Genomic DNA, 13,429 nt, shown 5'->3' with positions numbered 1-13,429 from the left:
GCGAACTGGCCTGGTTCTGATTGACACGGCGGCGCGGCCACCGGACGAAAAGGGCTCGGGCCACGCCCGAGGAGGCTTCCGGCGTGCGTTTCATGACCCGGAAACCCCTGAATCCTGTCGGCACGCCTCGTAGATCTGCCGCGCCAAGTCGCGACTGATGCCATTGACTTGAGCGATATCGTCGATACCGGCCCGGGCGAGCCCGTGCAGACCACCGAATTGCCGCAATAGCCGCTGCCGACGTTTGGGGCCGACGCCGCGGATGCCTTCGAGGGCGGACCCGGTACGAGCCTTGCCGCGCCGCTGCCGATGGCCTGTGATGGCGAACCGGTGCGCCTCGTCTCGGATTTGCTGGATCAGATGCATGGCGGGGGAATCAGGCGCGAGTATAACGGGAGCCTCCCGGCCGAACAACCACAGCCGCTCCTGGCCGGGACGGCGATCGGCGCCCTTGCTGACACCGACCAGCATGAGCCCCCCGATCCCGAGCTCCTGCAAGACCTCGGAGACCGCACTCAACTGGCCCCGACCACCATCGATCAAGAGGACGTCCGGCAGCGGGGCTTCACCGCGACTGACCCGCGTATAACGCCGCCGCAAGGCCTGACGCATCGCGTCATAGTCATCGCCCGGGGCCACCCCGTCGATGTTGAACCGCCGATAATCGGATTTCCGCGGGCCTTCACCATCGAACACGACGCACGCCGCGACCGTCTGTTCGCCGCCGGTGTGACTGACATCGAAGCATTCCAGGCGTTGCGGTCGTTCGCCGAGCCGCAGGGCCAAGCGCAGGGCATCGAGCCGACGTCCATAACCGGCCTGACTGCCGAGCCGTGACTTGAGCGCCACCTCCGCGTTCGAACGCGCCAGCGCCAGCCAGCGCGCGCGTTCGGCGCGCACGCGCGCTTGGATTCGCACACGCCTTCCGACCCGTTGCGACAGGGCCTCCGCGAGCAACGCCGCCTCATCGGGCAACGCACTCGTCAGGATCTCGGGCGGTACCGGTTTGTCGTGGTAGAACTGCGCGATGAAGCCAGCGAGCAACGCAGCCTCGTCGGTGTCCGGCGGGGCCTGCGGAAAGAAGGTCTTGCTGCCGAGATTGCGGCCGGAACGAACGAAGAAGACGACCACGCAATGGGTGCCCCCCTGCTGCGCACCCGCGATGATATCCAGGTCGCCACCCTCGCCGCTCACGGCTTGATGCTGCTGTATCCGTCGCAGCGTCTGAATCTGATCGCGCAGCGTCGCCGCCCGTTCGAAGGCCAGTTCCGTGCTCGCCCGTTCCATCGCCGCGACCAGCTCGTCGATCACCTCGCTGGTCCGCCCCTCGAGGAACTTCGCGGTGCGGGCGACATCGTCGGCATAGTCGGCCGGCTCGACCAGCCCGACACAGGGACCGCTGCAGCGTTTGATCTGATACTGCAAGCACGGACGCGAACGATTGCGAAAGAAGCCATCCTCGCACTGGCGCACCGGAAAGAGCTTCTGCAGGAGCTGCAAGGTCTCGCGCACCGCCGATGCACTCGGGTAGGGGCCGAAGAAACGCCCCGGGCCTTTGCGTGAACCCCGATAGAAGGCCAGCCGCGGAAACGGATCCTGCGTCGACATGTAGAGATACGGATAGCTCTTGTCGTCGCGCAGCAGGACATTGAATCTCGGGCGCAACGATTTGATCAGGTTGCTCTCGAGCAGCAGTGCCTCACCCTCGGTGCCGGTCACCGTGAACTCGAGGTCCGCGACCTGAGCCATCATGACCTGCATGCGACGGTTCAACGATCGGCGGAAATAGCTGGCGACCCGTCGTTTGAGGTCCTTGGCCTTGCCGACGTACAGCACCGTGCCGTCGCGATCGAGCAGGCGATACACACCGGGACGGCCGGGGAGCTGCCGCAGCGAATCGCGGAGGGGGTCGGAGGTCATCGCGGGACGACGAGGCGGGTTCAGAGCTGGTCGCGGATCAGGCCGAATCGGTAGGCCGCCCGCGTCAGCTCCGCATCGGTCTTGATATGCAGCTTGTCGTGAATCCTTTTGCGATAGGTGCTGACCGTCTTGGGGCTGAGAGAGAGGGTCTCGCAGATCGTTTCGGTGCGACAGCCATCGACGATCATCATCGCCACCTGCATCTCACGCGCCGACAAGGCAGCGAACGGGGTGACTGCCGAGCCGGACCAATCGGCCAACATGCGCTTCTGGGCCAGCGCCGATTCGACGTAAGCCCCCCCTCGGGCGACGCTGCGCACCGCGTCGACCAACTCGGCCGCCGGACATCCCTTGGTCAGATAGCCCAAGGCGCCGACCTCGCGCAGGCGATCGGGGAAAGGATCTTCGTCCATCACCGTCAGTGCGATGACCCGGACACCCGGCACCAAACGCACGAGTCGTCGGGTCGCCTCGATGCCTCCCATACCGGCCGGCATACTGAGATCCATCAGCACCACATCGGGCCGGGTCTGCTTGGCCAGTCTCAGGGCACTCGCGCCATCCTCCGCTTCGCCGACCACCTCGATACCACCGGCCTGCTCGAGGATGCGCCGCAGTCCCGTGCGCACCAACCCATGGTCGTCGACGAGCAGGATGCGTATCATTGCCTAGGTTGCCCGCGCAGTCACATCACCCGATCCTTCGCCCGTGTCGCGGCCGGCCGGCGTCCGGGGTGGGACGACATCGGGCCGGATCAGGCGGTTTCATCGTTTCAGAAGGCTCAAGATCTCCTCGAGTTCGACCCGCAACTGACGGACGATCTGATGGCTCTGGGTGACGTCATGACGGGCTGCGTCGCCGGATAGCTGGAGACGCGCTCCGCCGATCGTAAACCCCTGATCGTAGAGAAGGTTGCGGATCTGGCGCACCATCAGCACATCGTGATGCTGATAATAGCGGCGGTTTCCGCGTCGTTTCGCGGGCTTCAGCTGCGGGAATTCCTGCTCCCAGTAGCGCAGCACATGCGGCTTGACCGCGCACAGCTCGCTGACTTCCCCAATCGTGAAATAGCGTTTGCCGGGGATCGGCGGCAGCTCGGTGCCGCCCCCATCGTCGCTATGACTTGGTTCCGGCATAGGCCTCGACCCGCGATTTGAGCTTTTGTCCCGGGCGGAAGGTCACGACGCGCCGGGCGGTGATCGGGATCTCCTCACCGGTCTTCGGGTTGCGCCCGGGACGCTCCTTCTTGGCGCGGAGATCGAAATTGCCGAAACCGGACAACTTCACCTGCTCACCGCGTTCGAGCGCCGAGCGGATCTCCTCGAAGAACATCTCGACCACCTCCTTGGCCTCGCGCTTGTTCAAACCCAGCACGTCAAACAGGTGTTCGGCCATGTCGGCTTTCGTCAGTGCCATCGTTTCAGCTCCTCAACCTGGCCCCGAGATCCTCTTCGAGTCGCGTCAGCACTCGGGTGATGACCTCTTCCACGTCCCGGTCAGTAAGTGTCTGGTAAAAGGATTGTAAAATCAATCCTAACGCAATACTTCGGCAACCCTCGGCGACCTTGTCTCCGCGGTAGACATCGAACAGGATCAGGTCGCGGAGCCACTCTCCGGCAGCCGCCGTCACCGTGTCCCGAACCTGCTGGAACGAGACCGCGTCATCGAGCACCAGGGCCAGATCACGCCGGATCGCCGGGTATTTCGAGATCGCCTCGAACGCCGGCCGGTGCCCAGCCGCCAGCGGCTCGATCCGCAATTCGAACAGGTAGACCTGCTCCGGGAGTTCGAGGCGAGCGGCGAGCCGCGGATGCAGACGCCCGAGGACACCAATGGGCTCGCCATCGCGTTCGACGCGGGCGCACTGTCCCGGCTGCAAGGCTGGGTGGCCGTCCGCGACGAAGCGCAGGTCCCCGCCGATACCCGTCTGCCGCATCAGGGCCTCCAGGTCGCCTTTGAGATCGAAGAAATCGCAGGGCCGCCCCGGTTGCCCCCACTGCTCGGGATCGACGAGGCCGAGGATCAGACCTCCGATCACCGGCTCCTGCCGCAAACCCTCTTCGCGTTGAAGAAACCGCAGACCGCTTTCGAAAATCCGCACGCGCGGCTGTTGCCGCGCCAGATTCGCGCGCGCCGTCTGCAACAGGGCCGGCCATAGACTGGTACGCATCACGGCCAGGTCCGCTGAGATCGGATTGGCGAGCGTCAGCGCCGTCTCACGGGGGTCGATCAAGGCCTGCAGCTCCGGACTGACGAAGCTGTAGGTGATGACCTCGTGATAACCGCGCTCGACCAGGGTCAGCTTGGCCCGCTCCAGGTCGAACGCGGCCTCGGCCGGCGCCGCGACGGCCGCCGCCGAACAGGTCCGGGCGATCGGGATCCGATCGTACCCATGCAGGCGCCCGAGATCGGCGATCAGGTCGACCTCGAGCGCGACATCGAAACGGTGCGTCGGCGGCTGTACGGACCACCCATCGGCAACCCGTTCGATCGCCATCCCCAAGCGCGGCAGTAGATCCTCGACGACGTCATCGGCGAGCTCCAGGCCCAGGACCTGGCGGATCCGGTGCCGGCGCAACGGTAGCGTCGAGGTCGGCGGCAAGCGATCGGCCATCACGCAATCGACGACCGGCCCCGGCGCGCCTCCGGCGATCGCCACCAGCAGCTCGGTCGCCCGCTCGAGCGCACGGACCTGGAGTCCCGGGTCGACGCCGCGTTCGAACCTGTGTGACGAATCCGTATGCAGCCCGTAGCTGCGCGCCTTGCCGCTGATATCGACCGGCGCGAAGAAGGCGCTCTCGAACAGGATGTCGCGCGTCTCGGCGACGACCCCCGAGGCCGACCCGCCCATGATACCGGCCAGCGCGACGGGCCGAACCTCATCGGCGATGACCAGGGTGTCCTCGCGCAGCTCGACCTCTTCGCCATTGAGCAACCCGAGACGTTCGCCCGACCGTGCCCGACGCACGACGATGCCCCCGTCGATCCGATCCAGGTCGAACCCATGCATCGGCTGGCCCAGCTCCAGCATCACGTAGTTCGTGACATCGACGACCGGATGGATGGCGCGCAGACCACTGCGCCGCAACCGTTCCAACATCCAGAGCGGCGTTCGGGCGGCCACATCGATCCCGCGCACCACGCGGCAGGCATAACGCGGACAGGCCTCCGGGGCCTCGAGCCGGACCGCGATCCGATCATCGCCGCGCGGCGCCACGGGATCCAGCGCCGGCACCCGCCACGGTAGACGATTGATCGCGGCCACCTCGCGGGCGAGGCCGGCCAAGCTCAGACAATCGCCGCGATCCGGGGTCAGATCGACCTCGATCGAGACGTCATCGAGGCCCAGATAGTCGCGCAGGTCGGCGCCGATCGGTGCATCGCCGGGCAGGACCCAGATGCCATCCGACGATTCGGCGAGCCCCAGCTCGGCGGCCGAACAGATCATCCCGAACGACTCGACACCACGCAGCTTGGCGCGCTTGATCTTGAGGCCTCCCGGGAGGGTAGCGCCGATCTGAGCGACCGCGACCCGCTGCCCGGCACCGACATTTGGTGCCCCACAGATGATCGAGGCCGGTTCGCCGGCGCCCAAGTCGAGGGTACACAGACGCAGCTTCTCGGCGTTCGGATGGGGTGCGACGGCCTGCACCGCGCCGACGACAACACCGTCGAAGGCCGGGGCCACCGCCGTGATCGCATCGACCTCAAGGCCCGCCATGCTGAGTTGATCGGCGAGGGTCTTCGCGTCGATCGGTGGATCGACCCATTCGCGCAGCCATGCCACACTGAATTGCATCGACTAAGTCCAGAGAGTTGCTCGTGAATGTTGGAAACGGCCGGTCGCTGCCTCGACGCCAGCCGGCCGACGCGCTACCGGCGGCGACCGAACCGGACCGCTACGCGAACTGACGCAAAAAGCGCAGGTCGTTCTCGAAGAACAGACGAAGGTCGTCGACCCCATAACGCAGCATGGCCAGCCGTTCCACCCCCATACCGAAGGCGTAACCGAGATACCGCTCCGAATCGATGCCGACCTGGCGAAACACCTCGGGATAGACCAGGCCGCACCCGAGCACCTCGAGCCAGCCGGTCTGTTTGCATACCCGACAGCCACTACCGCCGCAGATCACGCACTGGATGTCGACCTCGGCCGACGGCTCGGTGAACGGAAAGTAGGACGGGCGGAAACGCAACGCCAGGTCGCGCTCGAAGAAGCAGGTCAGAAAGTCGTAAAGGACCCCCTTGAGATCGGCGAAACTGACCTCTTCGTCGACCAGTAGGCCTTCGACCTGATGGAACATCGGCGTATGGGTCAGATCCGAGTCGCAACGGTACACGCGTCCCGGCGCAATGACTTTGATCGGCGGCGCCTGGCGCTCCATGACCCGGATCTGCACCGGCGAGGTGTGGGTCCGCAACAGCCGATGGGCATCGAAATAGAAGGTATCGTGCATCGCCCGCGCCGGGTGGTGCTCGGGGATATTGAGGGCGGCGAAGTTGTGATAGTCGTCTTCGACCTCGGGACCCTCGACGATGCCGAACCCGGCCTGCGAGAAGTGTCGCTGGATCCGCTGCATCGTGCGGGTGATCGGGTGCAAACCGCCCGGCGCTTGACCCCGCCCCGGCAGGGACGGATCGATCGCGGCCGCGGCCAGGCGCGCGGCCAACGCTTGATCCGTCAGGTGTTCGCGGCGCCGCTCGACCGCCTCCTGCACCGCCTGCTTGGCCTGATTGATCGCCTGCCCCGCACTTGGACGCTGATCCGGGGGCAAGGCCCCAAGTGCCTTGAGGCGGGCCGTCAAGAGACCGTTCTTGCCCAGGTAACGGATTCTTACCTGGTCGAGGCCGACCAGATCGGCGACCGCGGCGACTTCCTCTTCGGCCGCGGCACACAATTGGTCAAGGGTGAGTCCAGTGTCATCGGCCATGCTGGTCCGTATCGGTGCTTCGGTTGCGATGGGAGTGGATCGGGATCCGGTCTGCGGACCACCGCCGAGCGAAAGAAAAAAGGGAAAGACCGAGGCCTTTCCCTTGCTGCGCCGGGCCGGCGGGCACGCAGGGCGTCATGCCCCGGCCTCAGGCCGCGGCCAACGCGGCCTTGGCCTGGTCGGCGATGGCTCGGAAGCCAGCCTCATCGTGGTAAGCGACCTCGGCGAGCACCTTGCGGTCGACCTCGACACCGGCCTTCTTCAGGCCCTCGATCAAGCGGCTATACGACAAGCCGTTCTCTCGCGCCGCGGCGTTGATGCGGACGATCCACAGTGCACGGAACTGGCGTTTCTTCTGGCGACGATCGCGGTAGGCGTACTGCCCCGCCTTGATGACCGCCTGCTTGGCCACGCGATAGACCTTGCTGCGGGCACCGTAATAGCCTTTCGCCTCGGCGAGGACCTTCTTGTGGCGGGCGCGCGCGGTGACGCCGCGTTTCACTCTAGGCATGATGACACTCCGGTCTTATTCGATCTGGATCAGCAGTAGGGGATCATCCTGAGCGCGGCCCGGACATCCGACGGATGCACCATGGCCGGCGAACGCAAGTGACGTTTGCGCTTGGTGCTCTTCTTGGTCAGGATGTGCCGCCGGTGGGACGAACCCCGTTTGATCGCGCCGGAGGCGGTGCGCACGAAGCGTTTCGCCGCTCCGCGATTGGTCTTGAGCTTGGGCATTTGGTACTCCGCTATTGGCTCTGTTCAGCGCGACGGCACCTCGCCGTCATTTCTTCTTGGGACCCAGCACCATGACCATCTGGCGCCCCTCCATCAGGGGCTGCTGTTCGACGATACTGATTTCGGCTAGGTCCTGCTCGATACGCCGGAGCAGATCAAGCCCGAGTTCACGATGGGCATGCTCCCGCCCCCGGAAACGCATCGTGACCTTGGCCTTGTCCCCGTCGTTGAGGAAACGTGTCAGGTTGCGCAGTTTGACCTGATAGTCTCCCTCGTCCGTCCCGGGACGAAACTTCATCTCCTTGAGTTGAATCTGTTTTTGCTTCTTCCTGGCCTCGGATTTCTTCTTTTTCTGATCGAAGAGAAACTTACCGAAGTCCATGATGCGACAGACCGGGGGCTCCGACGTCGGCACGATCTCGACGAGATCGAGCCCCTCTTGTTCGGCCCGTTCGATCGCATCCCGGGTCTTTACGACACCGACCTGATTTCCATCAGCGCCAATCAGTCGGACCTCGGGGACAGTGATCTCCCTGTTGACGCGGTTTCTCTTTGTTGCAGCGATCGCCAGTTCCTCCAAATAAATGACACAGACCCAGCTCGGTGGCCAAGGGGCCACCGAAGGCCGCCCCGCATCGGGGCACGGATTCAGTGAGACCGATTCGCGACCTCGTCTTGTAGACGGGCAACGAGGGTGGCGACATCCATGACCCCCAGGTCCTGACCCTGGCGATCCCGGACGGCCAGCGTCTGTTGCTCGACTTCGCGATCTCCGGCCACGAGCAGGTACGGCACCCTCTGCAGGGTGTGCTCGCGGATTTTATAGCCGATCTTCTCGTTTCTCAAGTCCGGCTCGACACGGAACCCCTTGTCGCGCAACGCCTTAGTTACCTGACTAACGTATTCGCCCTGCCGATCGGTGATATTGAGCACGACCGCTTGTACGGGGGCCAGCCACAGCGGCAAGGCTCCGGCATAGTGCTCGATCAGGATCCCGATGAAGCGCTCCATCGAGCCCAGGATCGCTCGGTGGATCATGACCGGAACCTGACGGCTGTTGTCCTCGGCGATGTATTGCGCGCCGAGCCGCCCCGGCATCGAGAAATCGACCTGGATCGTACCGCACTGCCAATGCCGGCCGATGCTGTCGCGCAGCGTGAACTCGATCTTGGGCCCGTAAAAGGCCCCCTCGCCCGGCTTGATCAGGAACTCCAGCCCTTTCCCGCGCAAGGATTGCTCGAGTGCCGCCTCGCCCTTGTCCCACAGCTCGTCGCTGCCGACCCGCTGCGCCGGGCGCGTCGATAGCGCCAACTCGATCGAATCGAAGCCGAAATCGCGATAGGTCGCAAAGACGATGTCGATCAGCGTATCGACCTCGGCCGGCAGCTGATCCTCGGTGCAGAAGACATGCGCATCATCCTGCGTGAATCGGCGCGCGCGCATCAGCCCATGCAGGGTGCCCGACGGCTCGTTGCGATGCACGACACCGAATTCCGCAAGCCGCAGCGGCAGATCGCGATAGCTCTTCAGCCCCTGGTTATAGAGCTGGATGTGACCGGGACAGTTCATCGGCTTGACCGCGTAATCGCGGTCGTCCACCTGGGTCGTGAACATGTCGCTCGCGAACTTCTCCCAATGCCCCGAGCGCTCCCACAACGAGCGATCGAGCAGTTGTGGCGTCTCGACCTCCTGGTACCCGTAGTCCTGAAGCTTTTCGCGCATGTAGCCCTCGACCTGGCGGTAGAGGACCCGGCCGTTCGCATGCCAGAACGCCATGCCCGGGGCCTCGTCCTGGAAATGGAACAGATCGAGCGCCTTGCCGAGCTTGCGGTGATCGCGCCGTTCGGCCTCTTCGAGCCGATGCAGATAGGCCTTCAGCTCCTTCTTGTCGCGCCACGCCGTGCCATAGATGCGCTGCAGCATCGCGTTGCGCGCATCGCCGCGCCAATAGGCACCCGCCACCTTCATCAGCTTGAAACCGTTGCCGAGCCGGCCGGTGCTCGGCAGATGCGGACCACGGCACACATCGAACCAATCGCCCTGCCGATAGAGGGTCACCGGCTCGCCGGCCGGGATGATGTCGTCGATGATCTCGACCTTGTAGCGCTCGCCGATGCCGGCAAAGAGTCGCTTGGCCTCGTCGCGATCCCAAACCTCGCGCGTGATCGGCAAGTCGCGGGCGACGATCTCGTGCATACGCCCCTCGATCGCCGCCAGATCGTCGGGCGTGAAGGGCTCGTCGCGGGCGAAGTCGTAATAGAAACCGTTCTCGATCGCCGGGCCGATCGTCACCTGGGTCCCCGGATAGAGTTCCTGGACGGCCTGCGCCATCACATGCGCGGCGTCGTGCCTCAGCAGCTCCAAGGCCACGGACTCGTCCTTCGCGGTGACGATCTCGACCGCGGCATCCTCCGTGACCGGACAGCTCAGATCGACGAGGCGGCCGTCGACGCGGCCGGCGAGCGCGGCCCTAGCCAGTCCCGGGCCGATCGCCGCTGCGATGTCGCAGACACGCACCGGCGCATCAAAGGCACGCTGGGAACCATCGGGGAGCGAAATGATCGGCATGGAAGGACCTATCGAGGTTCAGTGGTGATCGATACGAGGGATCACTTGAAAATGAAAAGGGGCTGCCAGCCTCGCACAAAGGGAACGGGCAGGGATGTCCTGACTCCGGACCGATCGCCGAGGGCCGAAAGCCCCGATCATTGGTAGGCGCGATTGGACTCGAACCAACGACCCCCACCATGTCAAGGTGGTGCTCTAACCAACTGAGCTACGCGCCTGTCGCGTCGTTCAAGCCGCTTATTGTACCCAGCTTGCGAGCCGAGTCAAACCGCATTTTCGATGCCTCGGCCACCGCCGTTCGCACCGCGCGCCTGAGACTTGCACCTTGCATTGCCTCAACCCTCTGGCTAGACTGATTTGTTTAGTGCCGGTCCGTTTCCAAAACACCCCAATTCTGGGTTGACATCGATCAAGGTCATCATGAAAGAAGGCATTCACCCCACCTACTCGGAGATCAAGGTCCAGTGCAGTTGCGGCAACGAGTTCGCGACGCGCTCGACCCTAGGCAAGGACCTCCACATCGAGGTCTGCTCGGCCTGCCACCCCTTCTACACAGGCAAGCAGAAGATCGTCGACACCGGCGGGCGTGTCGACAAGTTCCGGCGCCGGTACGGGCGGTAATCGCCAGCGGAAACGACGGGTGGTCGGCGGCAGCTCGAAGCGGTGCGTGCCGACCCGACGCCGACCCGCATGGCCGGCGTCATCACCGAGGAGACCGGTCACTCGCGTCGCGACATCACGAATCTGGACCTCGGGGGGCATGACGCCACGACGGCCCCTATTTCGATGTTGTGTACCCTCTGCGGCATTCCGATCGGTCGTTTCCTCCCCGCGGAACGGATCGCAGCGATCACCGGGCGGACCCGCTGGAGCGGTACCCGATCCTCTGCGCGCCCCACGACAGGACCTCTCGACACCGAATCGCCGGATCCCGATCCTCACGCAGGTTCGAGTCCGCGCCGACCGGCTCGCGAGGACGACAGGCATGGCCAGGAGTTAGCGTATGGCGAGTGAGACTGTCACGATCACGAACGACGAAACCGGCAAACGATTCGAGTTTCCGCTGCGCAAGGGCACCCTCGGTCCCCCCGCCGTCGACATTTCGACCCTGTACAAAGAAGCCGAGATCTTTACCTACGACCCCGGCTTCATGGCCACGGCCAGTTGCCACAGCGCCATCACTTACATCGATGGCGAGGCGGGCATCCTGCTGTACCGCGGCTACCCGATCGAGCAACTCGCGACCAAGGCCAGCTTCCTCGAGGTCGCCTACCTGCTGCTGTACGGCGAACTCCCGAACGAGCGCGAACTCCTCGGTTTCGAGGAGGCCATGGCACATAACAGTATGATCAACGAGAACCTCAAGGGGTTCCTCGATGGTTTTCACTATGACGCCCACCCGATGGCCATCCTGTGCGGCGTCGTCGGCTCCCTGTCGGCCTTCTATCACGATTCGCTCGACATCCAGGATCAGGCCCACCGCGAACTGTCCGCGCTGCGCCTGATCGCGAAGGTCCCGACGATCGCCGCGGCGGCCTACAAGCACAGCGTCGGCGAGCCCATCGTCTATCCGCGCCATGGGTTGCGCTACTGCGCAAACTTCCTGCACATGATGTTCGCAACGCCGTGCGCCGATTACGAGCCCGGCTTGATCGCCGAAAAGGCGCTGAATCTCCTGTTCATCCTCCACGCCGACCACGAACAGAACGCCAGCACCTCGACGGTCCGGCTGGCCGGCAGCTCCGGCGCCAACCCGTTCGCCTGCATCGCGGCCGGCATCGCCTCCCTGTGGGGACCGGCGCATGGCGGGGCCAACGAAGCCGTACTCGATATGCTCGAGGAGATCGGCGACGTCGCGAATGTGCAGAAGTTTCTCGACAAGGCCAAGGACAAGGACGACCCCTTCCGGCTGATGGGCTTCGGTCATCGCGTTTACAAGAACTATGATCCGCGCGCGAAGATCATTCGCGAGGTGTGCCACCAGGTCCTCGATGAGCTGGCCGACCTCAACAACCCACTGTTCGAGCTCGCCTCGAAGCTCGAAGAGATCGCGTTGAGCGATGAATACTTCGTCGAGCGCAAGCTGTATCCGAATGTCGACTTCTACTCCGGCATCATCTATCGGGCGCTCGGGATTCCACGCAACATGTTCACCGTGATGTTCGCGGTAGCCCGCACCGTAGGCTGGGTATCGCACTGGATGGAGATGATGGCCGACCCGAACAACCGCCTCGGGCGCCCACGTCAGATCTATCACGGACCGACACAGCGGGATTACGTCCCGATCTCGCGCCGCTGAGTCACCCGCATCGGATCCGTTACGGGATCGCAGGGCGCACCCTCGCGCCCCGCGGTTCCGTCACTCGGCGGGGCGGCGAGCCTCACCCGATGCGAGCCGCTCGACCTCGGCCAGGTCGGCGCCCGGCTCCGGACGCTCGGAGACCGAGTCGAGCGGCGGGTGACGCAAGGCGCGGACCGGGAGTACGACGAGTTCGACCGGGATGTCGCCGGCGACGAATCGGAACGCGGGATACGCCTGGCGTCGCCCCCCTGAATGCCCGAGGATTCGCTCGCATTCCTGCCATGGAATCCCTCGGTCGATCAAGATGAAGATCACCTCTTCCGGACCATCGGCGAAGAGGTGAAGCCGGATCCCGGTCCCGAGGTCCGCGGTGCCGCGAAGCAGCGGGCCGACCAGGCGCGGCTCCAGATCCGCGAAGAGCCGCATCGCTTGCGATGCCTGCCGGTAGAGCTGACCGAGCTCGGCCTGCCTGGTTCCATCCTGATCGAATAGTCGCTGGTGTTGCCGGAGGGCCTCCTGGATCTCGTCGTTCCTGGGCCAAGCGCGACGATCGGCAACGCCGGCACGTGCCGCCGCCTTGCGCCTCGCCCGCTCGAAATCGTGCACACCCTGCTCAGCCATGATCCGTGCCGCCTCATAGGCCAGGCGCTGCCGCTGCAGATCGCCTCGGCGGTTTGCCGCGCGCATGCTCATCACCTCGTTTTCGCGTCGAGACCCGCCGGGTCTGTCGCCGCTTCACTAAAGCATACGGCCTTGGATTTCAAGTATCGAGCGAAAGCGGCGAGCCAGGAGGTCCGTCGTTCACGTCCGAAGCGCGTCCGATACGGCCGCCACTTGCGTCGACCGAGCCGACCCGATTGAACACGATAAGTGATCGCGACAAAAAGCGTGAACCCGATCACAGCGCACGAGACATTTCGGCGGCGACGACGAAATCTGATATATTCGGACAGCCGTCTCGCCGCTCCCC

Annotated in this window: 13 protein-coding genes and 1 tRNA gene; 2 read left to right on the top strand and 12 right to left on the bottom strand. The window is 64.5% G+C overall.

Going from position 1 to position 13,429, the window contains the following annotated elements:
* Positions 1 to 90: 90 nt before the first annotated feature.
* From uvrC to ABC977_RS03975, 11 genes are all read right to left on the bottom strand, one after another.
* A complete protein-coding gene (gene uvrC / locus ABC977_RS04025; protein ID WP_369665950.1) occupies positions 91 to 1,920 on the bottom strand; it encodes an excinuclease ABC subunit UvrC in 1,830 nt (609 codons plus the stop codon).
* A 20-nt stretch (positions 1,921 to 1,940) separates the two neighbouring features.
* Positions 1,941 to 2,585 (bottom strand): response regulator, encoded by a 645-nt coding sequence (locus ABC977_RS04020; protein WP_369665949.1) that lies wholly within the window; start codon positions 2,583 to 2,585, stop codon positions 1,941 to 1,943.
* Positions 2,586 to 2,684: 99 nt separating this feature from the next.
* On the bottom strand, positions 2,685 to 3,056 hold the full coding sequence (locus tag ABC977_RS04015; RefSeq protein WP_369665948.1) for a MerR family transcriptional regulator: 372 nt from the start codon (positions 3,054 to 3,056) through the stop codon (positions 2,685 to 2,687).
* Positions 3,037 to 3,336 carry an integration host factor subunit alpha gene (gene ihfA, locus ABC977_RS04010; RefSeq protein WP_369665947.1) on the bottom strand — a complete coding sequence of 100 codons (300 nt, stop codon included), beginning with the start codon at positions 3,334 to 3,336 and terminating at the stop codon, positions 3,037 to 3,039. Before ihfA ends, ABC977_RS04015 begins: the two co-directional genes overlap by 20 nt.
* 4 nt (positions 3,337 to 3,340) lie before the next feature.
* Positions 3,341 to 5,719, bottom strand: a complete 2,379-nt coding sequence (gene pheT / locus ABC977_RS04005) for a phenylalanine--tRNA ligase subunit beta (protein ID WP_369665946.1) — start codon at positions 5,717 to 5,719, stop codon at positions 3,341 to 3,343.
* Positions 5,720 to 5,819: 100 nt separating this feature from the next.
* The gene (gene pheS / locus ABC977_RS04000; protein WP_369665945.1) at positions 5,820 to 6,851 is read right to left on the bottom strand and encodes a phenylalanine--tRNA ligase subunit alpha; all 1,032 of its coding nucleotides are present in this window, start codon (positions 6,849 to 6,851) and stop codon (positions 5,820 to 5,822) included.
* A 148-nt stretch (positions 6,852 to 6,999) separates the two neighbouring features.
* Complete coding sequence (gene rplT, locus ABC977_RS03995) at positions 7,000 to 7,362, bottom strand: 50S ribosomal protein L20 (protein WP_369665944.1); 363 nt, start codon at positions 7,360 to 7,362, stop codon at positions 7,000 to 7,002.
* A gap of 29 nt (positions 7,363 to 7,391) precedes the next feature.
* Positions 7,392 to 7,589 (bottom strand): 50S ribosomal protein L35, encoded by a 198-nt coding sequence (gene rpmI / locus ABC977_RS03990; RefSeq protein WP_369665943.1) that lies wholly within the window; start codon positions 7,587 to 7,589, stop codon positions 7,392 to 7,394.
* Between the two features lie 46 nt (positions 7,590 to 7,635).
* Positions 7,636 to 8,169: a translation initiation factor IF-3 gene (gene infC, locus ABC977_RS03985; RefSeq protein ID WP_439849155.1), complete on the bottom strand. Its 534-nt coding sequence runs from the start codon at positions 8,167 to 8,169 to the stop codon at positions 7,636 to 7,638.
* Positions 8,170 to 8,237: 68 nt separating this feature from the next.
* On the bottom strand, positions 8,238 to 10,157 hold the full coding sequence (gene thrS / locus ABC977_RS03980) for a threonine--tRNA ligase (protein ID WP_369665942.1): 1,920 nt from the start codon (positions 10,155 to 10,157) through the stop codon (positions 8,238 to 8,240).
* A 141-nt stretch (positions 10,158 to 10,298) separates the two neighbouring features.
* A tRNA-Val gene (locus ABC977_RS03975) sits at positions 10,299 to 10,375 on the bottom strand.
* Between the two features lie 202 nt (positions 10,376 to 10,577).
* Here ABC977_RS03975 and rpmE point away from each other — a divergent pair.
* Together rpmE and ABC977_RS03965 are read left to right on the top strand one after the other, a co-directional pair.
* Positions 10,578 to 10,778 carry a 50S ribosomal protein L31 gene (rpmE, locus tag ABC977_RS03970; RefSeq protein WP_369665941.1) on the top strand — a complete coding sequence of 67 codons (201 nt, stop codon included), beginning with the start codon at positions 10,578 to 10,580 and terminating at the stop codon, positions 10,776 to 10,778.
* A gap of 382 nt (positions 10,779 to 11,160) precedes the next feature.
* Positions 11,161 to 12,456, top strand: coding sequence for a citrate synthase (locus tag ABC977_RS03965; protein WP_369665940.1), 1,296 nt, complete (start codon positions 11,161 to 11,163; stop codon positions 12,454 to 12,456).
* A 60-nt stretch (positions 12,457 to 12,516) separates the two neighbouring features.
* Here the strand turns inward: ABC977_RS03965 and ABC977_RS03960 are convergent, their stop codons facing one another.
* Positions 12,517 to 13,146: a hypothetical protein gene (locus tag ABC977_RS03960; protein WP_369665939.1), complete on the bottom strand. Its 630-nt coding sequence runs from the start codon at positions 13,144 to 13,146 to the stop codon at positions 12,517 to 12,519.
* Positions 13,147 to 13,429: the final 283 nt, after the last annotated feature.

Origin of the sequence: Thioalkalicoccus limnaeus (assembly GCF_041197575.1) — a bacterium.
Taxonomy (GTDB): Bacteria; Pseudomonadota; Gammaproteobacteria; order Chromatiales; family Chromatiaceae; genus Thioalkalicoccus; species Thioalkalicoccus limnaeus.
Note: the sequence above shows the minus strand (reverse complement) of the source record. Positions and strands in the feature narration are given on the sequence as shown.